Source organism: Flavivirga aquatica, assembly GCF_001747085.1.
In the GTDB taxonomy this organism is placed as follows: Bacteria; Bacteroidota; Bacteroidia; order Flavobacteriales; family Flavobacteriaceae; genus Algibacter_C; species Algibacter_C aquatica.
In genome coordinates this window covers 44,030-70,112 of record NZ_MDJD01000048.1, presented here as the reverse complement: position 1 = coordinate 70,112, position 26,083 = coordinate 44,030, and the positions used below count along the sequence as shown (strand labels likewise).

Below are 26,083 nucleotides of genomic sequence, written 5' to 3'. Positions count from 1 at the left end.
ACCAGTTTTTAATTATGTCTTTAAAAATTAAATCTAAAGAAGCAACCGCAATCATTAATTCATTATCAGGAGGTGTTGTCCCTAAAATTGGAGTACAACATATTACTGTAGGACGTGATCTAGAAGTAGAAGCATTTACAACAGCATTAGAAGATGTTAAAAACGGACATAGTATCGTTAAATTCTGGATCGGAGATTTTGGTTCTGGAAAATCATTTATGTTACATCTATTGAATACAGTAGCAACCAAACAAAAATTTGTAGTGGCCAATGCAGATTTTACTCCAGAAAACAGGTTGTATTCTAATAGTGGAAAAGCATTAGCGCTTTATTCCGCAATCATGAATAACGTAGCAATTCAAACAAAACCAGAAGGCGGAGCTTTACCATCCCTATTAGATAAATGGATAGAACAAGTAGTCGCTAAAACTGCACAATTACATGATATTCCACTTACCGAAATAAGACATGAAGCGCATTTCGACTTAATTCAAAAAAATATTATGACTACAGTAAATGAAGTTACCGATACAGGTGGCTTTGATTTTGGACTAGTTATCATTAAATATTACGAAGGATATATTAAAAATGATGAATTATTAAGAAGAAATGCCCTAAAATGGCTAAAAGGAGAATATCGAACGAAAACAGAAGCAAGACAAGATTTAGGCATTCGGGAAATCATCAATGACCTAAATTACTACGATATGCTTAAGAACTTCTGTAAACTATTTGTTAGTATGGGATACAGTGGTTTTATGATCAATCTAGATGAAGCGATTAACCTCTATAAGATATCTACATCTACCATGCGTGAAAAGAATTATGAAAAGATACTTACTATTTTCAATGATTGTTTTCAAGGTAAAGTTTCTAATCTATTTATCAATTTTGCAGGAACAAAAGAGTTTTTAGAAAATGAACGAAGAGGCTTATTTAGTTATAATGCGCTAAAAACACGTTTGAAAACCAATAAATTCGAAACTGCTCAACTTAGAGATTTTACACAGCCCGTTTTAAAATTAATGCCTTTAAATCATAACGAAATATTCGTATTACTTAAAAAATTAAAAGAAATATTCGACTTTAATTTCCAGACCAGTATTGATATCACAGACGCAGATACACAAGCATATATGGAAGAAATGTTTAATAAACCTGGCGCAGACGAATTTTTAACACCACGAGAAGTAATACGTGATTTCTTGAACATTCTTAGCTTACTACGCCAAAACCCTGATGCTGATAAAAGTAGTATGATCTCTAATATAGAGATTAAAGATGAAAGACCAGAAATCTTAACACTTGATTCTATAGAAGAACTATAATGGCTTATCAACTTCTTTCAGAACCCATACGAAAATACATTAGGGATAAAAGATGGGAATCGTTGCGACCAATTCAAGCAGCAGCGATTACCAAAATAATGCAGACAGACCTTAATTATATTCTGGCATCACGTACGGCATCGGGTAAAACAGAAGCTGCTTTTTTGCCTATTCTGTCTAAAACTAATTTTTCAGAATCAGGGGTACAAGTTCTGTACATTTCACCATTAATAGCTCTAATTAACGATCAGTTTTTACGTGTCGAAGATCTATGCAAGAATTTAGAAATTCCAGTAACCAAATGGCATGGAGAAGCAAGCAGAGGAGATAAAAACAAGCTCATTAAAAACCCTGAAGGCATTGTACTCATTACGCCAGAATCTCTGGAAGCTATGTTTGCTAACAAACCTTATAACGCTAAAAAACTATTTGGGAATCTAAAATACATTGTAATCGATGAAATCCATTCATTTATAGGCGTAGATCGTGGTATTCATTTAATGTCTATTCTACATCGTTTACAAGAACAGAATAAAAAAAAGATCATTGTCTTAGGGTTGTCTGCTACCATAGGGAGTGAAAATTATATCGAAGCAAAGAAAATTACAGGAGCTCCAGAACATACTAAGATTTTGGTAGATAAAGCAAAAAAAGATACGATCGCAAGGTTTACATATTTTGAAAATAAAACAGCAGAACTATCTCTTGATCTTCTGAAAAAACTTTACATACATACGAAAGATTATAAAGTATTGATTTTTCCTAATAGCAGGGGAAAAACAGAAGAAATAGCAGTGAAGCTGCGTAAGATTTCTGATCGTATTGGTGGTCACCCCTATTACTATTCACATCATTCTTCTGTAGATAAAGAAATACGAGAACATGTAGAAGCATTTGCTAAAAATAACAGACGGTTTAATTTCTGTATTGCGTGTACCTCTACCTTAGAATTAGGAATCGATATCGACACTGTAGACAAAATTGTACAAATCGATGCTACCTTTTCTGTAGCTTCTCTAGTACAACGTATTGGTAGAAGTGGACGAAGAGAAAGAGGTCAAAGCATAGTGGATATGTATACTACAGACCCCTGGAGTTTATTACAGTCTCTAGCATGCTGGAATTTATATAAAAAAGGATTTTTAGAACCTGTAAGAATTGCAGAGAAACCTTATGATCTGCTATTCCATCAGATGCTTTCTATTGCCAAACAATTGCTCGGATGTCCTATAATTACTTTTATAGAACGCTTGCATTGCAATCCTGCATTCAAGCATATTGAAAGAACAAATATAGAAAAGTTAGTTTCAGAATCGATAACATTCGAATATCTCGAAGAAGTACAACGAGAGATTATTCTAGGAGTCGAAGGTGAAAAAATTGTAAATACCAGAGATTTTTATGGCGTTTTTAAAACAGAACCCAATCTCAAAGTGATTCACGGAAGTAATAAAATTGGAGAGATTCCTTTTTCTCCACAGATTCTGGTAGGTGAAAATATACTATTAGCTGCCAAGATTTGGAAAATCAATGATGTTGATCTCAAAGCAGCTACTCTTAAAGTAAATCCTGCAAAAGACGGAAGAGCTCCCAAGTTTTATGGCGGTGGTGGAAACATTCACTCCAGAATACGAGAAGAAATGCTAGAAATCTTAGTCTCTAATGAATCTTATGAAGAGCTAGATGAATCCTGCAATATCGAATTACATACATTAAGAAATGAATTCTCGGGATTTATTCTTAAAGAAAAGTATGATAGACCCTATATCATTAAAAAAGACAAGCTGATCATTTATACTTTTTCAGGCTCTAAAATCAATAAGAGTCTTCAGTTTTTATGTGCTCTTACAGGCATATCTACTGAGTATTACGATAGCGATAGTACACTGGAGTTAGGAATTCTAATAACTCAATTTGAAGCCCTGAAAACTACAATAATAACCAAATACCAAAGTATTGATACAGAATTGAAGAAAGCCATTACGCTTAACGAAGCCTTACTAGAATTCTCAAAATTTGGTAGTTACTTACCCATTAACTTTCAAGTGGAAATTCTAAAAGAACGCTATTTTGATTTTGAAGGAGCTTTATTGTTTTTGGATCGGGTGAGGTTGATGGAAAGTAAGTCAACTACAAAAAATAATTTTTAAGACAAAAAGATTATGCACATTAATAAAGTTGTTATTCAAAATTTTAGGCTGTTAAAAAATAGCACTTTAGAATTAGAAAAAGAAAAAAAGAAAGATTTGTCCTTATTGATAGGACGTAATAATAGTGGAAAAACATCCTTTATTGTTTTATTTGAAAAATTTCTAAAAAATAAATCAAGCAATTTTTCTTTTGACGACTTTTCGTTGGATTTAAGAAAAAAATTACTCGATTTTAATGACGAGACAAATGAGTTTGATTTATCTATTAAATTAATTATAGAGATATCGTATACTAAAGAAGATTCTTTAGAAAACATCTCAGATTTGATACTAGATTTAGATCCGTCAATGAATATTGTTAAAGTTTTATTCGAATGTATTGTAGACAAAAAGTTTTTATTAGAAGAATTAACTAAAATTAAGGATGGGAAAGAACAGTTTGTCAAAAAGAACATTTCTTCTTTTTTAAATGTTAATACTTATGTCTTTAGTGAAGATTCTGATTTACAAAAAGAAAATAGGAATAACCTCATAAAGAAAGATAACAAAACAATTGATAGATTAATTAATTTTCAAGTAATCCATGCTAGAAGAGAAGTTACAAGTTCAGAATCAGGTCAAGGAGCTAAAAAAGTTCTTTCTAATTTAACAACAACTTATTTCAATAGAGAGAATAAGACATTACCTGATCAATTAGATGTCATAAACTCATCCATAATCGATATGGATAGAACATTAAATGATAATTATTCTACATATTTTAATGATTTTCTAAATAATGCTAAGGAATTTTTAGATCTAGATGATTTAAAAGTTATTTCAGATTTACAATCAAAAGAAATACTATCGAATCATTCAAGAGTTGTATATGGATCTGATCAAGATAATTTGCCCGAACATCTTAATGGTTTAGGATACATGAATATTCTTTATCTCCTTCTAAATCTGGAAATTAAAAAACATTATTTTTTGGAACATAAAAAAGAAATCAATCTTTTGTTTATAGAAGAACCTGAAGCACATACTCATCCTCAAATGCAGTATATATTTATAGATAAAGTCAAAAATGTCCTTAGTGGTATTAAAAATTTACAAACTTTTATTTCTACACATTCTGCACATATTGTAAAGAATTCTAATTTTGAAGATATACGGTATTTCAAAAGAGACAAAACTCATAAAAACATTGAAATAAAGAACTTCTATTCAGATTTAAAAAAGAAATATCATGACGATGATCCAGATAAAGACAAAGCTGAAAAAGCGCATTTTAAATTCTTGAATCAATATTTATCAATAGCATCATCAGAACTATTTTTTGCAGAAAAAATAATTTTTATTGAAGGAACAACTGAAAAATTATTGCTTCCATATTTCATAGACGAATACGATAAAATTAATAAGGAAACCCCTGATTATATTAAATTATCGTCTCAAAATATCTCAATTATAGAGGTTGGGGCTAATGCGAAAGCATTTCGCCATTTTTTGGAATTTTTAGATATAAAAACGTTGATCATTACAGATATTGATACAACCAAAAAAACGATAAAGCCATCCGAGGAGGATAAAGAGAAAATCTCATATCCTTCAAGTAGTGTAGCAGAAGGAAGCCATACTAGTAATTATACATTAAAATATTACCTTAAAGCTCCTGAATATATAAATAAAGAAGAGTTCAAGATTTGGTTTGATAAGCTGAAAAAAGACAACTTACAAGATGATTCGTCTATTATAAAAGTATCTTATCAAATAGATGAAAATGGCTATCATGCTAGAAGCTTTGAAGATGCGTTTATTGCGACAAATATAGATGTAATCAAAGAAAATAAAGAAGCGTTGGAAGGGTTGCAAAAAATTGAACAACTTGATGTGCTTTCAAACTTTTATGATTTAACAGAACAGATATTAAAACCAAAAGGGAAATCAGAATTTGCTTCATCTATATTGTGGTTAGCTCTATCGGAAGATGTTGAATGGAATATTCCGCTATATATAAAACAAGGTCTAGCATGGATAGCAAAAAAATAACTCCCTTAGAAAAAATAGTAACCTGTATTAAAGCTAACGAAAATTTTGTTCTTCAAGGTGGTGCTGGAAGTGGAAAAACAGAAACGCTTAAACAAACTTTAGAATTTATTTCCAAAGAGTATCCAAATAAGAAGATAGCGTGCATTACACATACTAATCTGGCTGTAGCCGAGATAATCTCCAGAGTAGGTGATCAACACACCATTTGTACAATTCATTCTTTTTTAAATTCTCTAATTAAAGATTATAAGAAGAATATACATCAAGTGTTGTTTAATATTTTTATTTTAAAAAAGGTAGAAAGAAAATCTCTTGATTTCTATGAAAATGATGAAAAACAACAAAAAATAGAAGAACACAAAAATTACAAAAAAAAATACGAAAAGTACCAAGGGAGTTTATTTTCAATAAAAAAAGAATCTATAGAAAAAGTAATAGGAAAACGAGAGTATGATAAATCTCCTGAGGAGTATAATACTCAGCTTAATGATAAAATAGAAAAACTTAATTTAGAAATTAAACAATCCATTGCAGAACAAAATTTTAATGGAATTAAATATAATGAAACTCGATTTGACAGTTTTAAGGAGCTTAGTTTTGGACATGATAGTTTACTTGTAATAGCGTCACTTCTTTTCGAGTCATATGATTTGTTATCCCGAATTACTCAAGATAAATATGACTTCATTTTTATTGATGAATACCAAGATACAAATGAGAAAATCATAGATGTTTTTTTGAATGAAATACCTGCTAAGAACAAAACCATTATAGGTCTATTTGGTGATTCTATGCAAGGTATTTATGACGATGGTATAGGGGATGTCAAAAAACAGATTAAAGATAAAAAGTTAAAAAAAATTGAAAAAGAGGACAACTATAGATGTTCTGATCAGGTTGTTATTTTTATCAATAAATTAAGGGATGATAGTTTAGAGCAACAAATAGCTTTTAAAAGAAAAGACAATGGAGAATTAGAGACTATAGATGACCGAAAAGGTATCGTTAAATTGTATTATGCTATCTATGATGAAATAAAACCACATAGTAAAAGTAGTTATGGGGATAAGAGTAGGTATACAGATACACTTATTAAATTAATTAAAAGTGTGGAAAATTTAACATATAAAGATTTAAACATATATTCAAAAAAACTGATGCTTACAAATAAATCAATTTCTATAGATGTTGGGTTTAATAACTTATATGACGTATTCAATGCTAGATATTCTGATGTTAAAGAAGAAATTGAAAAAGATTTAATAAGGTTGCAATTCATGGATCTCTTAGAGTTATGCAAAGCATATGAGAAAAAGAATTATAATTATGTTTTGACAGAACTTAAAAAATCAAATTTTGCACTTGTACATATTGATGATAAATTAAAAGTAAAAAAAGGTTTAGATAGTGTTATTAACTCAGACAAAAGTGCATTTGAAGTTCTAGAATATGCTTTTAAAATCAAAATGTTAAAAAAATCAGATTCTTATTCAAGATATATTGAAAGGAAAGACAATTTATTGGATCAATTAAAGAACGATATTGATTATCAAGATTTCAAAAAAATAAAGGCTGAGGGTCAAAATACATTTGCAAAAATGTCTAAAGTAAAAAGTGACCTTGAAGAAGAGAAATTTAATGAGCTAAATAATCTAAATAAAAAAGAAACATTCTATGAAAACTTATTTTCTGATAAGATAAAATTCAAAGAAGTTTATAAATATTATGGATATTTAAATGAAGAAACAGATTACATAACTATGCATAAAACAAAAGGCAGTGGTATAGAAAATGTTTTAATAGTGCTGGATGAATATTTTTGGTCTAAATACGATTTTAAATCAATATTTGATGCTACAATGGAAGATAATGACAAAAAACTAAAAACTCAGAAACTATTTTATGTAGCATGCTCTAGAGCAATTAAAAATCTAATTTGCATAAAGTTAATTTCAGAAGATGAAGAAAACAATCTAATAAGAATGTTTGAGTCTTTTGAAAAAGTTAACTTGTAGTTTTGTGAAATATAATTGAAATTAATAAATAGTTCCATCAATGAAACTCCTCCACACCGCAGACTGGCATTTAGGACACCGCTTACACGAGCATTCTCAACAAGAAGAACAGCAACTATTTTTAGAATGGCTAACGACTCAAATTGATACCTTACAAATAGATATCTTATTAATTTCTGGAGATATTTATGATACTGGAGTGCCCTCTACAGTCAGTCAAAAAATGTATTATGACTTTTTGATTAATTTACAAAAAACCAATTGCAGCCACGTGGTGATCACAGGAGGAAATCATGATGCACCAGGAACAATTAATGCACCAAAAGCTTTATTGCAAGCATTATCTATACATGTAGTAGGTAAAGCTACAGAAGATATCGCAGATGAGGTTTTTGAACTTACCGTAAGAGAAGAACAAGTTATCGTTGCTGCTGTTCCTTATTTACGAGATCAAGATATTCGTCGTGCTGTGGCAGGAGAAACCTTTGACCAGATTACAGATCGTTATAAAACCGCTTTGGTAAACCATTATACAGAAGCTGCAACCTATTGCAAAACGCTACAAAAAGAAAACACGCCTATTATTGCGATGGGGCATTTATTTGCGATTGGTGGGTCAACATCAGACAGTGAACAAAACATCTATGTGGGTACGTTAGGACATATTGGAGCAGAAGATTTTCCTGAAACTTTTGATTATGTAGCCTTAGGGCATTTACACCGCCCACAGATTGTTGGTGAATACAATCATATTCGATATTCTGGATCTCCCAACATTCTTAGTTTTAGTGAAATTGGCTATGATAAAAAAATAGTTGTATTAGAAACTCAAAAAGATACGATTAAACAGATCGAAGAAGTGACCATACCAGAATTTAGAAAAGTACTACGGGTTAAAGGCACTGTAGAAGCCTGCATACAAAAATTACAAGAAATCGATACAAGCACAGCCATACTAACAACCTGGATTGAAATTGTATTAGACACCACTTCTGGTATGCCCGTTGATAACTCAGAAATTGCTAAAGTAGCAGAAACTCTGAATCTAGAAGTTCTAAAGGTAACCGTGAAAAATGAACGTACTATAAAAGGTTTAGAACAACTTATAGATTATTCGCAATCTGTTAAAGAACTATCGCCCGTAGAAGTCTTCAAAAAGAAATGTGAAGAACAAGAAGTAGACCTAGCAGAACACCCAGAACTTCTGGATGCTTTCCAAGAAATTATACAAATCGTTAAAGCACACTAAGCATAGCTCATGAAAATATTAAAAATTGAGTTGCAGAATATCAACTCCTTAAAATCGGAAACTCCAATTATCATCGATTTTGAAGATGAAAAATTTCAAGATGTAGGCTTATATGCGATTACAGGAGCTACTGGCGCAGGTAAAACAACCATTCTAGATGCGATTACCATTGCATTATATCAAAATGTCCCAAGGTTTAATAGATCGAATATTAAAGCAGGGTTAATTGATGTTGTAAGTTATGGCGCTGCAGATGCTTTATCACGCGTTACATTCACCAATAAAAATATTAGATATGAAGCACAATGGAGTATTCGGTTAACAGGAAAAAGTGGCAAAAAACTAAGTAAACCTGATGAAAATGTTCGTTTAAAAAACCTGGATTCAGAAAAAATAATTGCAGAAAAGAAAACAGAATTTAAAGTCGCTATAGAGAACATCACCCAACTCACCTATCATCAGTTTTTAAGATCTGTAATGTTAGCACAAGGTGAATTTGCAGCCTTCCTTTCTGCAAATGCTTCAGAAAAAGGAAAGCTATTAGAACAAATTACAGGAGAAGACATCTATAAAAAAATTGGAGAAGCTATTGGTGCAAGAAAAACACAGGAAACCAAAACACTAGATACTATAAAGTCTAAAATTAATAATGATGACCTCTTATCTGATACGCAACGAACAGCATTACAAAAAGAGCAGAAAGATATAGCCGTTGAAGTTTCAGCATTAACACCAAAAGGTTTGCAATTAGAAAGAATTCTTAACTGGTATATTAAAGAGGGCGCCTTACAAAAAGAAAAAGTACAATTAGAAACAAGTTTCGAATCGTTAGAAAAAAATAAAGAAACTCAAAAATCAAGTCTCCAGTTATTAAAATTGCACGAAAAAGCCAAACCTTTTAAGGATCTGATAATCGCAATAAAATGCTCAGAAAAAGCAATACAAGAAAAAAGTGTTCAAGACACGCAATTAAAAAAAGATCAAGAACGACTTACCGATCAACTTAAAATTGCTAAAACTAAAGACCAGCAATCCAAAGAAATACTAATCCAAAAAGAGAAAGCGCAAAGCGAATGGTTACCAAAACTAGAAAATGTAACCAAATTAGATGCTAATATTCATACCGCAACCCAGCAAAAAAAGGTTTTAAAAGAAACGCTACAGAAACGTGTGGAAGTTATAACAACGCTGAAAAAATCGATAGCACAAAAGCATAAAGATTCCAAACAGTTAAAAGAAAAAACTAGTATTCTAGAAGACTATCTTACCACTCATAAAAACATTTTACTGCTAGAAAAAGAACTTACAGATTGGAATGCACAGTTAACACTCCGAAAAGATAAAAGAGAACAGTTGCAAACATTATCCAAAAGCAACAATGAGAAAGAACATGCCCTAGAGAAACTAAAACAAACAATAGCACAGAAAACAGAAAAACTAGAAGTCGAAAATAGACGTATCGACACCTTATCAAAAAAAATAAAAACAATTGGGAAAGCCATTTTAGAAAATGATCTTACAACAGCACTTTCTAAACAAGAACAGCTAAAGAAGCAACAAGAAGTGCTTACAAACGCTAACCGAATAGCCAAACAGTATCAGGTTGATACTAAAACAAAAAACAACTTAGAGCAGACAATAAAGGGCTTAAAAGACGCAAACAAATCATTTTATACAGACTTAGATAGTCTAAAACCTAAGATAGAGCAATCAAAACAAGCAGTAGACGATGCAGAAAAAATTCTAAACCTAGAATGTACTGTTAAATCGTTTGAAGAACAACGAAAAAACCTTGTAAAAGAGGCGCCTTGCCCTTTATGCGGAAGTGAAGAACATCCATATATAACGAAGTACAAAACTATTGAATTATCCCAGAGCCAAAAAACAGTAGCAGATAGAAAAGCAGCGTTTGTAAGCCTTCAAGACAAAGCCCAGCAATTAGAAATCAAAATTGCAGAAACCGAGACATCATTAAAAAACAACACGTCACAATTAGAAGACATAACGGTTAAACTTCATACACATCGAAATGATTTTGGAATATTATCAACCAATGTCGTGATTGAAAACCTAGAATCTTTGGAGACTTCCCTCATAGAAATGAATCTGCAATTAAAGTCTATAGGACATAAAATCACCGAGGCACAGAAATTACAAAAACAAAAAGACGCAAGCTCTAAAACATTAATTGATGAAAAAGAAAAAGTAGTTGCACTACAACAAGACATCGTCGCTTTTCAAGAAAAACTAAAGCATAACACAAAAGAACTTCAAAATAAAAAAATAGAGCAAGAAAAAATTACAAAAGCTCTTTTGGTTACAGAAAGAAATCTTCAAGAAAATTTAGCAGTATATCAACTACAACTCCCTTCGATAGAAGAAACTGTAGGTTTTGTCAAAAACTTAAAAGCTCAAATCAATACATATAAAGAAAAAGAAAAACAGTTAGAACAGCACAAAAGTGAGTTGTCTCAATTAAATACCATCATACAAAGTGAATCGAAACAACAGGATGACAAGGTTAAAGAAAATGACCAACAACAAAAAGATATGACTCAACTAGATGCTCGATTACAACAAGATATTAATCATAGAAAAACAATATTGCCAATAGAAGTTACTACAGAATATAAAAGAAAAGAACTCCAAAATGCTATAGAAAAAGCCAAAGAAGACGTTGAGAAATCAATTATATTATTACAAAACATACAACAACTAAAAGCTGCTTCAAAAAAAGAACAAGAATTAATAAAAAAGGACATTGAAATTCTAAAAAACAAAATAGCAGCGGATACTATACAGTTCGAAAGCGAAATAGACGCCACAGATTTCAATTCAATACGTGATGTTGAACATGTTTTATTAAGCGATGAAGACGCTACCAAATATCAAGCTATCCTTAGAAAATTAGAAGACATCGAATTAAAGTTAAAAACTCAAAAAGAACAATGGGGTGCTTCTTACATCAAACAGCAACAGAATAAAAATTTTGAAACACCTCTAGAAGAAGCTACAAAAGAAAAGCAAGAATTAGAGCAAACCAAAAATGAACTTCTCAAAAAAACAGGCAGCATTAATCAAAAAATAGCATTGGATGATCAAATTAGAGCCCGCAACAAAACCGTTATCGCTGAAATTACTACACAGGAAAAAATAGTATATAAATGGAAAACGCTTTTGGAACTTATTGGAGGCTCCAAAGATGCTTTTAACACCTATGTACAGCGACTTACGTTACAAAACCTTATCCATTTGGCAAACATCCACCTGTATAAACTTAATAAACGGTATTCATTGAAGATGAAAGAAGACTATAGACAGGGAGAAGAATTAAACTTTAGGTTGGTAGATCATTATCAAGCAGAAGAAACCAGATTTGTAGATACTTCGAGTGGAGGAGAAAAATTTTTAATTAGCCTTTCTTTAGCCTTAGGATTATCAGATTTAGCAAGTCATAATGTAGCTATCGGGTCGCTATTTATTGATGAAGGATTTGGTACCTTAGATAATAATACACTAGAAACGGTAATAGCCACTCTAGAAACCCTACAAGCACAAGGGAAAATGATAGGAATAATATCTCACGTAGAAAATCTAAAAGAACGTATATCTACCCAGATTCAAGTATTTAAAAAGAATAATGGTGTTAGTGAAGTCATGATTATTTAATTTTTTCATACTCACCTTACACCAAATTTGATATGGCAATAACACAAGTTGGAAAGATTTTAATTTACAGATCCTTTCATTGCGTTTATTGTAATTGTAATCGGTCTAAAGGAATTGAACTCATCTTGACTTTTTTAGGAAATAGAAAAAGTCAAGATGAGTTCAATATTAAAATAATTTTGTTATTACGAAACTTCCAAACTTTTTGGAAATCTTTTAAATTAATTGCTTGAAGCAACATTTTGGGTTTTATCTATAAGCTTATTGTCAAACTGAAGAGTTCTTATTGGAAATGGAATATTAAAACCTTCCCGATTATATGCCTTCTTAATTTCCTTAATACACTTGCTTTTTGCTCGCAACTTCTCTAAACTACTTTCTCCATCTACCCAAAATCGAGTGATATAGTTTATTGAGCTGTCACCAAATTCGGTATAATAAAACTCAACTTCTTTACCTATATTTTTTTGATTGTAAAATTTCTCTATGGTTTCTTTTGTTATTTGTTCTACTTTTTCTAAATCTGATTCATAGCCTACGCCGCACTCAATATTGACACGCATTTTACTAGTTAGAGTATAGTTCTTAAATGGATTTTCGAGTATGGCTTTATTGGGCAATACTACTGTATTATTATCTGCTTCTCTAATAACAAAATAATTAACATTAATATCTATAACTTCTCCTGAATATCCATTAGTTTCTATCCAATCTCCAATTCTAATATTTTTTCTAAAGGATAATACAATACCAGAAATGGTATTGGACAATGTACCTTGTAATGCTAAACCAATCACTAATCCTGATATTCCTGCACCTGTTAGTAAACCTGTTAAAGCCTTTCCTAAATTCAATGCTCCTAATGCCAAAAATAACCCTAGTAAAACGATAACAATTGATGCGCCTCTGGCTACTAATTTGGATATAGAAACTTGTTTTATTTGTCGTTTTGAAATTTTAAAGGTTATATTATATATTAATTTTGATATAAAATAAGAGGCCAATAGAACCAAAAATGCAACTCCAATGTTTGGCAAGTTAGTTATTAAAGTATCTAACCAAGCTTCAAGCTTTTCTGTTATTTTTTTAAATGATGATATGGTTTCTGTTTTCATTTTTTTAAATTTTTAAATTTTTAAATTAAGCATGAACCTCTATGAGCTTAATCTACCAAGCTCTTAACATCCAACAGTCTTTTCTAATTTTCTAATATATGCACCTAGCAAATATATAGTTTCTTCTTTTGTTTTAATAAAACTGAAGAACCATTCAATAGATTATTAACCATCTCTGTATCTTGAATTAAAGATAAAGGTTCTTTTATAGAAGATATTTCTAAATAATCACTAAACCGACTAATAGGATGATAATTCAAAGTTAAAATACGTTCAGCTATAGCATCCATTTTAAGTTTAGTGTCATTCTACATGTCTTCAAATTTATTATGCAAATAAAAAACTATGTCCGACAATATTCTAATAAAAATTTCTAAGTTTCTGCTAATAATTTGTTTAATTCTTTTACTACAGGTAAAAGGGCTTCTTTATTCATATTTAAGTAATCCATATAATTTTTATACAAAGATATCTTCAAGTTAAATACTTGCTTTGCTCTTATCAAATTCATCTTAACTCATTTAAGATAAATGCTATTTAATTAACATGCTTTAACGGTTTACACCATGTAAAAAATATAGAAATCATTATATGTTATGATAAGCCTAATTTCTTAAATAAATTCTTGGTCAAATAAGCAAAAACTTGTATTAAATGAGTTAACCTACAAACCTAAATCGATATACTTTTGTCTTGAACTAAAAAACACATAAAAATGAAAAAATCATTATTTATAGTACCATTATTACTCATTAGTATTTCAATGTATGCTCAAGAAGTTTCTAAAAATGCATTAGGACTTAGGTTAGGAGACAATGATGGATTTGGAGGCGAAATTTCATATCAGAGGTATTTAAAAGAGAATAATCGGTTAGAATTTGATTTAGGCTGGAGAGATAGTAATAATGTTGATGCATTTAAACTAGCTGCACTATATCAATGGGTTTTTCCTTTAGATGGGAATTTTAATTGGTATGTAGGTGCTGGTGGAGGTATTGGATCGTTTGATGCTGGTCCAGTAGATGGTACTTTTATTTTTGCTGCAGGAGATATTGGTATAGAGTATAATTTTGATATTCCATTACTTTTATCTCTAGATTTTAGACCAGAAATTGGTTTTAACGATGATTACTCAAATGATGTGGATTTTGATATAGCATTAGGAATTAGATATCAATTCTAATACAACAATCTACTAAAATTATACATTATGAAAAAACCAATAAAAAACATTTTATTAATAATCGGAATTATACTTTCAAGTTACGGTTTCTATATGCTTGTAGCACCTGAAGCTTCTGTCGATTTTGGATCAATAGATTTTAAAGCTCAAGATAACACTAATGCTTTTATAACTATAGGAATAGGCATTGCAACTCTGATAACGAGCTTTATAGCAGAAAAGAAAGTGTAATTTATATTAAAAGAATAATTTAAAAAAAGGCTAAATTATTGATAAGTTAGCCTTTTAAATTTTGATTTAAAACGCACAAAATTAACTTTACAATAAAGGGCTAAAAAACCGTGCTAATCCTTCAAAAAACTTATCCTGTATTGGACGTTCTTTGAATTGAGCTTCGTTAACTCTTAAACTAGATTCACAATCAGTAATAAAAACTTCATGAACTTCTTTTGCGAGTACACTATCATAAATTAATGCGTTTGTTTCGAAATTATGGTCAAAACTGCGGTTATCAAAATTCCCTGAACCGACCGATACTATTTCATTATCAATTAATATTAACTTACTATGCAGAAAAGCATCACGCTTTAAATAAATTTCAACGCCAGCTGCTATAATCTCTTCAAAATAAGAGCGCATGCAATATCTAGCTGTTATTGAATCAGACTGTTCTGGTAATAATATTTTTACACGAACACCACTTAAAGCCGCTATCTTTAGAGCTGTTAAAACTTGTGAACTAGGAATGAAATATGGATTAGCAATACATATAAAATCTTCGGCAAGGTTAATAAGCATTATGTATTGTTGCATGATTGCTGCATAATCTGAATCTGGACCACTAGCTACAATTTGAACAATACTGTTTCCTTTTATTTCTTGTTTAGGTAAATATTTACTATCGAGTAATATATCTTCTTTACTAGCAAAATAGTAATCTTTTATAAATACCTTATGTAAACTCTCGACAGCTGGCCCTTCAATTTTTACATGTGTATCTTCCCAAATACCCATATTAGTATTGGATTTAATATACTTATCTGTTAAATTAAATCCACCTGTAAAACCTATAACCCCGTCTATAACAACAATTTTTCTATGATTTCTGTAATTAAAAGAAAACAGAAAATTCCCGAAACGTAAAGGCATAGAAGAACAAATCGTTACACCAATGCTTTTAAAACGTTTGATGGATTTTCGTCTCCAATCAAAACTTCCAATAGCATCATACATCACTCGTATTTCTAATCCTTCCGCAATTTTTTCTTTAAACAAATTAAACATTTCATCCAGTAATTCCCCTTCTTCTAAAATGTAATATTGAATATGTATAAAACTCTTAGCCTCTTTAATTGCTTCAAAGATTGATGCGAATGTGGATTTACCATCTTGAAGTACTTCTACTTTATTTCCATCAAAAGGTAAATATTTATTGTTATTAGAAATTAGAGTTGCTAATTTCTCCTTTTTATTTGACTTGAATTTTTCAAAAGGCTTATGGTCGTTCGCCATATGATGATTACTGTCGTACAACCTCCGTTTATAAGTTTGCTTTAATTTAAAGAATTTTATTTTCCGCCTATTAATACCAAAAAGCAGATAAAAAATAACCCCTATAAATGGCATGAAAACAATCACGAAAAGCCAACTCAATGATCTACTTGGTCTGGCACCATAAAATACAACCCCCAGAAAAGCTAATCCAGATGTGATTATATATAAAATTAAAAGAAAACTTGACATGTAGCTAAATTAATAAAATAAGGGCAGCATGATTTAATCATTACCGCCCTTTTCATATAAGTTATGGTGTATGGTTATTTATATTATTCCATAGCGTCTTCAACAGCATCTTCAACATCATCTGCAGCATCTTCAACGTCATCTGCTACTTCCTCTACTGTATCTTCAATTTTTTCTCCTGTAGATTTTTCTTCTCTACACCCTATAAATATTACAGATGTGGCGAATAATAATATAAATGTATATGCTATTTTTTTCATGTCTATGTATGTTTTAAAAGTTAATATTTATTTTATATAAATTGGTATGAGTTCTTATTTATTGAACTACTTTTTAACGACTCCTTTTAATAGAGATAAAACGAATAATACTAAAAATATAAAGAAACATATTTTAGCTATTCCAGCTGATGCTCCAGCAACTCCTCCAAACCCTAATACTCCTGCAATTATTGCAATGATGATAAATGTGATTGTCCAACGTAACATATTTTTGATTTTTTAAGGTTAATAAAATTGAGCAGTAGTAAACGTTTTACTATTGCTTACAATACAAAGATGATTAAATAGTATATTATTACTTAACCCTTATGATTCAAATATTTGCTCATACACAAATTTCTAGATTATTAATTATAAAATAGATTATCTTTACTTCTATAGATTTAGAAAAGTGAGCAAAAAATTAACAATTAGGGATTTAGAAGCTAGCGATGTTATAAAAGACATGGCTGATATTTTGAACATTAATTTTGATGTTAAGCATAATGAGTATTGTTTAAAAATTCCAAAAAAAATAGGCTCAGGATATATAAAAGCAACTTGTTTTGATAATGGCATTGGTGTTTTAGAGTCCGATTATCTTTTAAAAAAAGAATTACATTTTGAGCATAAAAAAGGCGTTGTACACCCTCTAAAAATAATGTTTAACAGAGAATCTTCATTTGAACATGAATTTACTGAAGATACCGAAACCCATGCTATTAATAGATTGGAAAGTGTTATGATATCTAGAACACCAACCAATAATCATATTTTCAAAATACCAGCTAACACTCAAATTTGTACTTTTAGTTTAGAAATAAACAGAAAGCTATTCGAAGAAAAAATAGAATCATTCATTTCTAATATGAATGAGGAGTTGGTTCATGTTTTTAGAGATTTAAATGGTATCAATAAATTTTATTATAAAGGGCATTACAGCTTAGAAATAGCCAAATTAATTGAAGAATTTACAGAATGTGATTTGGAAGAAGATTTTATGAAATCTGTGTTTCTTGAAGCTAAAGCTAATGAAATACTCATCCATTATTTACAACAATATCTTGACGATTTAAATACGCCTGAAAAAAGAAAAATATTACGTCAGTCTACTATTGAAAGTATTGAAAATGCTGTGAAAATTATAAAAGATGAAATTGCAAATATTGATAGCATTGCTGTACTTGCAAAACGTGTTGGCTTAAATCAGAATATATTACAGAGCGGTTTTCGTCACTTATATAATTCTACAGTTAAAGAATTTATAAAGAACTATCGTATAGAAAAAGCAAAAGAACTTTTAGAAAACTCAGATTTAAACGTTACTGAAATAACATACAGAATTGGTATTAACTCTAGAAGCTATTTTTCTAAAATATTCAAAAAACGCTACGGTATTACCCCAAAGGCATATTTAAACAAATCTAGACACAATAAATCTGCTTAATTTACTTACTTTACACTTAAAATTATCCAAAAACGTTAAAAATACACCCCAAAAGTGTTATTTTATATTTCATAAGTGTTAATCTTTTTTTCCTATTCATAGGTTCTTTGCATTCTAAAACCCCAAATTAAAAGGATTTTTTAAGAATGCGTCTATTACATATAAAAAACACATCTACTTATGACACTCTTATTCAATTACAAGATTATTTGAACGGTGATTTAAAAGAAGCTTATGGTGAATATATTTTGACATTTAATAATGGCTTTGGAAATGGAGTTATTCGAGGGATTGATTTTGACTGGGGCTTAACGCTTATTGATTTCAATGTTAACCTTGTCGAGGTCACAAAAATGATTTTTGAAAATAATGATAAAAAACTTGTCGAGTTTATCTTTATTTCTGAAGGTTATTTAGATTTTAAAGAAGAGGAAGAAGCTACCACTTTCATGAACTTTGACCGTTATCAAAATATCATAATATCAAGTAAAATACATTCAAAAAAAGTTTTTATTTTTCCTAAATCTACTCAAATTAAAGTAAATATTATTCAATTAGATACGGTAAGTTATAAAGAAAAACAAAATAATAATTTAAGTTATTTAGATAAGGCATTACGAACAGTTTTCGAAAAACAAAACGAAGTTAATTCTTATCATCATCTAGGAAGCTACAATCTTAAAATTGCCGATAGAATTAAGCTTTTAGATGATAGTTCAGATACCGGAATTGTTAAAACACTATCTATTGAAGGCCAGTTAAACCTAATTATGGCTATGCAAATTCTTGAACACCAAAAAACGCAATCTAAAGATTTTTTATCAGATTCGTTATCAAGAGACCACATCAAAAAAATTCATGAACTTTCAACGTACATAACTGATAATATTTCTGAACCTTTATCAATAAATCATCTTTCCAAATTATCTGGATTAGGTCCTAAAAAATTACAAACAGGTTTTAAAGTACTGTACTCTAAGTCTGTGAATGAATATATAAGAGATTTAAAACTTGAGGTATCAAGAGATCAATTAAAAAACTGCGATTTAACCATTTCTGAAATAGTATACTCTGTAGGGTTTAAAAGTAGAAGTTATTTTAGTAAAATATTTTTTGAACGCTATGGTATCTTACCAAAAGATTATAGGAATAACATTAAAAAAGTTAAAATTACTTAGCTTTTGGAATACTGTTATAATTTACAGGCTCTAAAACCGAGTTGAAGTTTACTCTCAATTTATGAAATTCTTTAGCAATTGGATAAGCCTTAAAATCTAATCGAGATTCAGTATTTATAATTTCAGTAATTATATCATTTTTAGTATGGACATCTAACCATAAATCCTGATTATTTTCATCTAATACAACAGGCATTAAATTATCTGAATTATTTATTTTTTTTATAAACGGATTTGCTTTTGAAACAATTAAAGAACAGGTAATAAATCCATCATCTAATTGATTAAAAATACCAGCTATAGCAAAAGGAGTATGAGACTTTTGATGGACATAATATGGATATAAATCGCCATCATGCAGATAATAGGTAAAAAAACCAGTAACTATAACTAAACATCTCCTGTTAGCCAAAGCATTTCTATATTTTTCATTTTCATTAATAGTTTCAAAACTTAAATTTAATGTGTTCTGTACATTTTGAAAATACTGCCAATCATCTTGATACGTTTCAGGTAAAATACCCCAAATAGCCAAAGAAATTTTATCATTTTCTGATATTTTTATTACCGAAACAGATGATTCAACCAAACCATCTATAACTGGAGATTCTTTATGAAGCTTTGGAAACTCAAAAGAGGCATTAAATGCTTTTTCTATAGTTTCTTTAGTTGCTGTATTTGATATTCTATAGCACATTGTTTTCTTTTTACATGTAAAAGTCTAAAATAATTCAAGTTTTTTTTGACTATAACCAATTAAATGCTAACGCATTTGAAAATAAATATTAAAACGCATTAGTGTTACACTAATACTGTAAAACGGCAAGTTCAAAAAAATAGAGTATTTACCTTTAACATATTATAAAACAACCCTTTAAATATTTATTATTTCACATAATTATGTCTTACATAAACAAATATAACTGCCCCATTTTCAACTTAAAAGAGTTACAATTTAATTTAGGAGGCAACATAAAAGTTATTAATGGTATTAATACACTTAGCGTTAATAATTCAAATGGAAAAGGCAGAATTCGTTATTTAAATTTTGATAAAGGGCTGGCAAGTATTAATATAGATTTGTTACTCCATAAAAATTTCTCTTTCTCTTTAAACAATTCAAATAATGACATGCTTCAATTTATATATTGTTTGGAAGGCATAAGTTTGCATTCTTTTGAAAATTCTATAGCAATTAGAAAGCTTGATGAATTACAAACCGCTTTTTTAAAAAGTGATGCTAACACAAAAAATATAATTCATATTAAACCTAATAAAAGAGCGGTAATCAATATTATTAGTATTGATAAAAAAGTGTATTTTAAAAATGAAACGAACACTTCTTATCTTCCAAAAAGTAAATTATTAGAATTATTAAACATCTTGAACTCTAATGAACCTATTTATTTTGGATCATACAACTTAAAAATTGGAGAATACGTAAAGGCTTTGCTAAAAACTAATACAGAGGACGAAATTACCGAGTCAATGAATTTTAGGGCAATTAGTTATTTCATATTAGCAAACCATATTGAGCAACTTTTTGATGAATCTATACAATCAATAAACCATTATACACTTACAGCTACAGAATTAAAACGCATTTCTTCTACTATTGAAGACATAAAAACAAACCCGCAAGAGCAATATAGCATAGAAATGCTTTGTCATAAAACTAGACTTTCTCCAGCCAAATTACAAGAAGGTTTTAAAGCATTAAGTAATCGTACTGTATCAGATTTTATTCGTCATATTAGATTAAAAAAAGCTCTGCATTTACTTAAAACTACCGATTTGAATATCTCAGAAATTGTGTATTCAATTGGTTTTACTAGTAGAAGTTATTTTTGTAAAATATTTAAAGCTAAATATGGCTGTAGCCCAAAACATTATAAAAAAAATAAAAAATTAACCGCTACTATTTCTACATTGAAATTACTGTAAAAATATCCAGATATTAAAAAAGGATGTCTTGAGGAGACATCCTTTTTAAAAATAACCAAATTAATCTATAACTTAAAAGGTTAAGCTAAATCTTCCAATCTATTTATTGTAGATAAATCATTTTCAATTATATTTTTCTGTTTACTTAAAACATCTTTAGTTGATGGTGGTAAACTAGTTTCACTTAGCACATCACGGTATTCATCTACTGAAGATTTTTCTCCTCTTATAGCTTCTTCTAGCATAGATTCGGCATTATCATTAGATACAAATGTTTTAACATCCATCCAAGTGCGATGTACTTTTCCTGCTAAACTTCCTCCTTTATCTACATCATGCCCAAAAGATTTAATTTCTGCTTTCAGTTCATGTCCAAAATTATAACGCTCTGTTGCCTTTCTTTTAAAGAATTTTTTAAGAGCAGAATGTTCAACATTTTCAGACGCTTTCATATATCCCTTTTCAGCATCATAAGTTTTTTCTAATAAATCATTTAACTTTTCTCCAACTTTTTCTGTGTAAGTATTCATGCTTTTTTTTTAGATTAGTAACAATTCTTAAATATTTTTAATGATGCATTGTTACTTAACATCATTTTTACTTTTGTTTTACACAAATTTAAGTAACAGCTAAAACGCTTATTTGTTCTTTTAATTGAACTTTTAACTCATATAATTTAAGCATCCAAAATGCTGAAAAAAATCTCATATGAGATCTTTTTTTATGTAAAAATGTTAAAATAAAACAGGTAAGACATTCATAAATTAAATATCTTTGGTATTATGACTGAAATAAATATAACAGCCGAAAGTACTGAAGGTACTGTGAAACAAATTCAAGATGTTATAGGTGGAGATACCGTAGAACGGTGGGGAGAATATGTTTTAACAGTAGATAGTCATTTAGCTAAAGGAAATATTCGGTTTATTACGTTTGATTGGGGAGTAAGTTTATTAGAATATGATATTACTTTTTTTGATGACATAACACTTGTTATGGATGCATCAAATTACAACCCTATTCATTTTACATACTGTTTAAATGGTCATTGTGATCATAAATTTGGCTTTCAAAAAGAAACACGAACAATAGAGCAATTTCAGTCAGTAATTATAACTAGTAAGGATGGCGGATATAATTATGGTTATTTTCCTAAGGATGTTAAATTAGAAATTAATGTCATTCAAATTACACGAAAATTATATCTTAAAAAGCGTCTCAATAATGTTTCTCAACTAAATAAAAAATTATACGAAGTATTCTTAGATAAAGACCACGAAAATGTATTTGCATATTTTGGAAGCTATAATTTAAAAATGGCAGATACAATAGCTAAACTTCGAAAAGTAAAGCAAAAGGGGATGATAAGAATCCTTAAAATTGAAGGTATGGTGTACCAAATACTTTCTATGCATATACACCAACATGATATTGCTACAAAAGGTAAAAAGGTAGAAACAAACTTACTTAAAAGTGAACTTAAAATTATTAGGAAAATATCAAAACATATTTTAAAAAATGTATCTTTTGATTACTCACTAGATCAATTATCCTCAGAATCAGGTTTAACCCAAGCAAAGCTTCAAGAAGGTTTTAAAATTCTATATGCTAGGACTGTTACGGAATATATTAGACATGCTAGACTTGAAGCCGCTCGAGACTTAATGAATAACTCTGAGCTTAATATTTCTCAAATTGTTTACACCATAGGCTTTAGTAGCAGGAGCTATTTTTCAAAAATATTTAAGGAAAAATATAATATTAGTCCAAGTGAATATCTAAAAGCAAAAAGAGAAAAAATAACGCTCTCAATATAAAACCAATAGTTTTATTTAGTACTACTTATTAAAATTATTATTCCTCTTTTAAATACTTATTTTAAAGTTTCTATAGTCTAGTTAATTAGCGCATGCATTTTAAACGAAATGGTAAAGGCAAGAACTGAAAATAATGATACCCTGCTGTAAAAATAGTATAGGTAATTCTTATTAATTACCTGCCATTTCTAAGGTAATATGGAACTCATCATTCTCTCTATTTAGGCTAACTAATATTTTTGCCTAATCATTTAATCTCAAAACTTTTTTACTTGATCTCTTTTATTTGATATCAAATAAAATGTGTAAAATAAAAAACACTGATAATCACATGATTAACAGTGTTTTGCTATAACCTATTTCTAGATTCGTCGGGGTGGCAGGATTCGAACCTGCGGCCTCCACGTCCCAAACGTGGCGCGATAACCGGGCTACGCTACACCCCGAATTGACTATCATTTTTAAGGACTGCAAATATATAACTTTCTTTTACAAATAAAATCTTTTTTACATTTCTTTTTTACTTTTTAAAAATATGATGCCCTTCTAAAATTTTTACAAAGAAATAATCTTAAATTTGTTTAGTTAATTATTAAACTAACATATATGCTCATAATAGGTATTGCAGGTGGCACGGGATGTGGTAAGACTACCGTTGTAAACCAAATATTAAACGAACTTCCAGAAGGAGAAGTTGGTATTATTTCTCAAGATTCTTATTATAAAGACACCACACATTTAAGTTATGAAGAGCGTGTTAAAATAAATTTTGACCATCCTAGATCTATCGATTTTGATCTTTTAACAGAACATTTAAAAGCACTAAAGAATAATAAACCTATAAATCAACCTATTTATTCATTTGTTAAACACAATAGAACTGGAGATACTATTTTAACCCACCCTAGAAAAGTAATGATTGTTGAAGGTATTTTAATCCTTACAAATCCAGAATTAAGAAACCTATTTGATATTAAAATATTTGTACATGCAGATAGTGACGAACGCTTATTAAGGCGCCTAAAAAGAGATATTTCTGAACGCGGAAGGGATTTAGAAGAGGTACTTACCAGATATAAAACAACCCTAAAACCAATGCATAATCAATTCATAGAACCCATGAAAGAATATGCAGATATTATTATACCAAATAACAACTATAATACTGTGGCTATAAATATAGTTAAAACTATAATAAACGAGAAGCTATAATTATGGCTATAAAGCAAAACAAATATTTCAAATCATTAAAAAATATATTTCGTGCTATTTTTGCTGCTTTTGCTGCGCTAAAAAATATATTCGTTATAATTATAATTATTTTTATGGTTTGGATGGTATTTTTTGACACCAACTCATGGCTTATTCATCATGAATTAAATACAGATATTGAAGCTTTAGAAAACGAAAAGGACTATTATAAAAAGGAAATAGAAAAAGACAATAAAGCAATTAAAGAAATAAGCACAGAAAAAGGTTTAGAAAAATTTGCTCGCGAAGCCTATTACATGAAACGTGAAAATGAGGAAATTTACATTATTGAATACGAAGACAGCTTAAAAACTAAATAAGATGAATAATCAGTTGTTTGATAAATTTGATTCGGTTTCTGCTAAACAATGGAAGCAAAAAATTCAGTTCGACTTAAAAGGAACTGACTACAATGATACTCTCATTTGGAAAACCAATGAAGATATTCTGGTTAAACCATTCTATCATGCTGATGATTTTCAAGAACACCCAAATATATCTAACACAAAAGCAACACAATGGAAAATTTGTCAATCTATTTTTGTTGCAGATGAAACGAAATCAAATTTAAAAGCTATTGATGCTATTAAAAGAGGCGCAGAAAGCATTCAATTTATTATACCTTCTGAAAACACTTCTATTCACAATTTATTAAAAAATATAAATACTGAATCCAATCTACTTTATTTTGAATTAAAATTTCTATCTGAAACATTTATAAAAAAATTATTTGATATTCTTCCTCAAGCAAAAATTAATGTAGACATTATAAATAACCTAGCTAAAAGTGGAAACTGGTATACAAACTTAAAAGCCGATTTTCAAGGCTTTGAAAAATTTACAAAAAACTCTAAATCGTTCACTATTGATGCTTCTTTATATCAAAATGCAGGAGCAAACATGGTACAACAACTCGCCTACGCCTTATCTCATGCAAATGAATACTTAAATTATTTAGATCACAATATTGAGCCAAAAACAAAACAATCACTTCAGGTTTATTTTAAAATTGCAGTTGGCTCTAATTACTTTTTTGAAATAGCAAAACTAAGAGCGCTTCGCATACTTTGGAACATATTATCTTCAGAATATAATATCAATACAGATTGTTATATTACAACAATTCCAACCAAACGCAATAAAACATTGTACGACTACAATACAAATATGCTACGTACAACAACCGAGTGTATGAGTGCCATACTTGGTGGGTCGAATTCGATTAGTAACTTGCCTTACGATTCTATTTATCATAAAGACAATGAATTTGGTGAACGCATTGCTAGAAATCAATTATTGATCTTAAAACATGAAAGTTATTTTGATAAAGTTGATAACCCATCAGACGGATCTTATTATATTGAAAGCTTAACCAATCAACTTTCAGAAAAAGCATTAGGTTTATTTAAAAATATTGAAACGAATGGTGGTTTTTTAAAACAATTAAAAGAAGGCACTATTCAACGTAAAATAAAAGAAAACGCCACTAAAGAACAACAGCAATTTGATTCTGGAGAAGAAGTTTTGTTAGGTACCAATAAACACACTAATACAAATGACGTTATGAAAAACGAATTAGAACTTTACCCATTTGTAAAAATAAAACAAAGAAAAACACTAATTGAACCCATTATAGAAAAACGATTAGCCGAAAATTTAGAACAAAATCGATTAAAAACAGAGTAATATTTAAATTTTAACAT

23 protein-coding genes and 1 tRNA gene are annotated in these 26,083 nt (G+C 29.5%); 15 read left to right on the top strand and 9 right to left on the bottom strand.

Annotation, left to right across the window (positions count from 1 at the left end; genetic code table 11):
• The first annotated feature begins 14 nt into the window (after nucleotides 1-14).
• From A8C32_RS12840 to A8C32_RS12815, 6 genes are read left to right on the top strand one after another with little or no spacing between them, the layout of a single operon-like run.
• Nucleotides 15-1,328 (top strand): ATP-binding protein, encoded by a 1,314-nt coding sequence (locus A8C32_RS12840; protein ID WP_069830833.1) that lies wholly within the window; start codon nucleotides 15-17, stop codon nucleotides 1,326-1,328.
• A complete protein-coding gene (locus A8C32_RS12835) occupies nucleotides 1,328-3,478 on the top strand; it encodes a DEAD/DEAH box helicase (RefSeq protein WP_069830832.1) in 2,151 nt (716 codons plus the stop codon). The genes A8C32_RS12840 and A8C32_RS12835 overlap by 1 nt, the downstream gene beginning before the upstream one ends.
• 12 nt (nucleotides 3,479-3,490) lie before the next feature.
• The gene (locus A8C32_RS12830; RefSeq protein ID WP_069830831.1) at nucleotides 3,491-5,509 is read left to right on the top strand and encodes an ATP-dependent nuclease; all 2,019 of its coding nucleotides are present in this window, start codon (nucleotides 3,491-3,493) and stop codon (nucleotides 5,507-5,509) included.
• Nucleotides 5,491-7,524, top strand: a complete 2,034-nt coding sequence (locus A8C32_RS12825) for a UvrD-helicase domain-containing protein (RefSeq protein WP_069830830.1) — start codon at nucleotides 5,491-5,493, stop codon at nucleotides 7,522-7,524. Before A8C32_RS12830 ends, A8C32_RS12825 begins: the two co-directional genes overlap by 19 nt.
• A 40-nt stretch (nucleotides 7,525-7,564) precedes the next feature.
• On the top strand, nucleotides 7,565-8,773 hold the full coding sequence (locus A8C32_RS12820; protein WP_069830829.1) for an exonuclease SbcCD subunit D C-terminal domain-containing protein: 1,209 nt from the start codon (nucleotides 7,565-7,567) through the stop codon (nucleotides 8,771-8,773).
• Between the two features lie 9 nt (nucleotides 8,774-8,782).
• A complete protein-coding gene (locus tag A8C32_RS12815) occupies nucleotides 8,783-12,442 on the top strand; it encodes an AAA family ATPase (RefSeq protein ID WP_069830828.1) in 3,660 nt (1,219 codons plus the stop codon).
• Between the two features lie 221 nt (nucleotides 12,443-12,663).
• On the opposite strand, the gene A8C32_RS12810 is transcribed toward A8C32_RS12815, so the two are convergent.
• The 3 genes from A8C32_RS12810 to A8C32_RS21120 form a co-directional block, all read right to left on the bottom strand.
• Entirely contained in the window at nucleotides 12,664-13,557 is an 894-nt protein-coding gene (locus tag A8C32_RS12810) for a mechanosensitive ion channel family protein (RefSeq protein WP_069830827.1), read from the bottom strand.
• A 104-nt stretch (nucleotides 13,558-13,661) separates the two neighbouring features.
• Nucleotides 13,662-13,847, bottom strand: coding sequence for a ferritin family protein (locus A8C32_RS21125; RefSeq protein ID WP_240491741.1), 186 nt, complete (start codon nucleotides 13,845-13,847; stop codon nucleotides 13,662-13,664).
• A gap of 83 nt (nucleotides 13,848-13,930) precedes the next feature.
• Nucleotides 13,931-14,068, bottom strand: coding sequence for a hypothetical protein (locus A8C32_RS21120; protein WP_240491740.1), 138 nt, complete (start codon nucleotides 14,066-14,068; stop codon nucleotides 13,931-13,933).
• Between the two features lie 204 nt (nucleotides 14,069-14,272).
• Here A8C32_RS21120 and A8C32_RS12800 point away from each other — a divergent pair, with 204 nt between their 5' ends.
• Together A8C32_RS12800 and A8C32_RS12795 are read left to right on the top strand one after the other, a co-directional pair.
• A complete protein-coding gene (locus tag A8C32_RS12800) occupies nucleotides 14,273-14,740 on the top strand; it encodes a hypothetical protein (protein ID WP_069830826.1) in 468 nt (155 codons plus the stop codon).
• 27 nt (nucleotides 14,741-14,767) lie between these two features.
• Entirely contained in the window at nucleotides 14,768-14,971 is a 204-nt protein-coding gene (locus tag A8C32_RS12795) for a hypothetical protein (protein ID WP_069830825.1), read from the top strand.
• A gap of 87 nt (nucleotides 14,972-15,058) precedes the next feature.
• On the opposite strand, the gene cls is transcribed toward A8C32_RS12795, so the two are convergent.
• From cls to A8C32_RS19990, 3 genes are all read right to left on the bottom strand, one after another.
• On the bottom strand, nucleotides 15,059-16,483 hold the full coding sequence (gene cls, locus A8C32_RS12790) for a cardiolipin synthase (RefSeq protein WP_069830824.1): 1,425 nt from the start codon (nucleotides 16,481-16,483) through the stop codon (nucleotides 15,059-15,061).
• A gap of 83 nt (nucleotides 16,484-16,566) precedes the next feature.
• Complete coding sequence (locus tag A8C32_RS20705) at nucleotides 16,567-16,743, bottom strand: hypothetical protein (protein ID WP_165605842.1); 177 nt, start codon at nucleotides 16,741-16,743, stop codon at nucleotides 16,567-16,569.
• Between the two features lie 66 nt (nucleotides 16,744-16,809).
• Nucleotides 16,810-16,971, bottom strand: coding sequence for a DUF1328 domain-containing protein (locus A8C32_RS19990; protein WP_083253342.1), 162 nt, complete (start codon nucleotides 16,969-16,971; stop codon nucleotides 16,810-16,812).
• A gap of 184 nt (nucleotides 16,972-17,155) precedes the next feature.
• On the opposite strand from A8C32_RS19990, the gene A8C32_RS12780 reads away from it, so the two are divergent.
• Nucleotides 17,156-18,190, top strand: a complete 1,035-nt coding sequence (locus A8C32_RS12780; protein ID WP_069830822.1) for a helix-turn-helix domain-containing protein — start codon at nucleotides 17,156-17,158, stop codon at nucleotides 18,188-18,190.
• A 146-nt stretch (nucleotides 18,191-18,336) separates the two neighbouring features.
• Nucleotides 18,337-19,368: an AraC family transcriptional regulator gene (locus A8C32_RS12775; protein ID WP_069830821.1), complete on the top strand. Its 1,032-nt coding sequence runs from the start codon at nucleotides 18,337-18,339 to the stop codon at nucleotides 19,366-19,368.
• On the opposite strand, the gene A8C32_RS12770 is transcribed toward A8C32_RS12775, so the two are convergent.
• Nucleotides 19,361-20,065, bottom strand: a complete 705-nt coding sequence (locus A8C32_RS12770; protein ID WP_069830820.1) for an SOS response-associated peptidase — start codon at nucleotides 20,063-20,065, stop codon at nucleotides 19,361-19,363. The genes A8C32_RS12775 and A8C32_RS12770 overlap by 8 nt on opposite strands.
• 203 nt (nucleotides 20,066-20,268) lie before the next feature.
• Between A8C32_RS12770 and A8C32_RS12765 the strand changes: the two genes are divergently transcribed.
• Complete coding sequence (locus tag A8C32_RS12765; protein ID WP_069830819.1) at nucleotides 20,269-21,312, top strand: helix-turn-helix domain-containing protein; 1,044 nt, start codon at nucleotides 20,269-20,271, stop codon at nucleotides 21,310-21,312.
• Nucleotides 21,313-21,392: 80 nt separating this feature from the next.
• Here the strand turns inward: A8C32_RS12765 and A8C32_RS12760 are convergent, their stop codons facing one another.
• Nucleotides 21,393-21,842, bottom strand: a complete 450-nt coding sequence (locus A8C32_RS12760) for a ferritin-like domain-containing protein (RefSeq protein WP_069830818.1) — start codon at nucleotides 21,840-21,842, stop codon at nucleotides 21,393-21,395.
• Nucleotides 21,843-22,094: 252 nt separating this feature from the next.
• Between A8C32_RS12760 and A8C32_RS12755 the strand changes: the two genes are divergently transcribed.
• Nucleotides 22,095-23,129 (top strand): helix-turn-helix domain-containing protein, encoded by a 1,035-nt coding sequence (locus A8C32_RS12755; protein ID WP_069830817.1) that lies wholly within the window; start codon nucleotides 22,095-22,097, stop codon nucleotides 23,127-23,129.
• Between the two features lie 371 nt (nucleotides 23,130-23,500).
• Here the strand turns inward: A8C32_RS12755 and A8C32_RS12750 are convergent.
• Nucleotides 23,501-23,575 (bottom strand) — tRNA-Pro (locus A8C32_RS12750).
• Nucleotides 23,576-23,735: 160 nt separating this feature from the next.
• Between A8C32_RS12750 and udk the strand changes: the two genes are divergently transcribed.
• Genes udk through A8C32_RS12735 form a run of 3 tightly spaced genes read left to right on the top strand, consistent with a single transcriptional unit; the run spans nucleotide 23,736 to nucleotide 26,066 of the window.
• Nucleotides 23,736-24,341: a uridine kinase gene (gene udk / locus A8C32_RS12745; protein ID WP_069830816.1), complete on the top strand. Its 606-nt coding sequence runs from the start codon at nucleotides 23,736-23,738 to the stop codon at nucleotides 24,339-24,341.
• 2 nt (nucleotides 24,342-24,343) lie between these two features.
• The gene (locus A8C32_RS12740; RefSeq protein WP_083253341.1) at nucleotides 24,344-24,700 is read left to right on the top strand and encodes an FtsB family cell division protein; all 357 of its coding nucleotides are present in this window, start codon (nucleotides 24,344-24,346) and stop codon (nucleotides 24,698-24,700) included.
• Between the two features lies 1 nt (nucleotide 24,701).
• Nucleotides 24,702-26,066 carry a methylmalonyl-CoA mutase subunit beta gene (locus tag A8C32_RS12735; protein ID WP_069830815.1) on the top strand — a complete coding sequence of 455 codons (1,365 nt, stop codon included), beginning with the start codon at nucleotides 24,702-24,704 and terminating at the stop codon, nucleotides 26,064-26,066.
• Nucleotides 26,067-26,083: the final 17 nt, after the last annotated feature.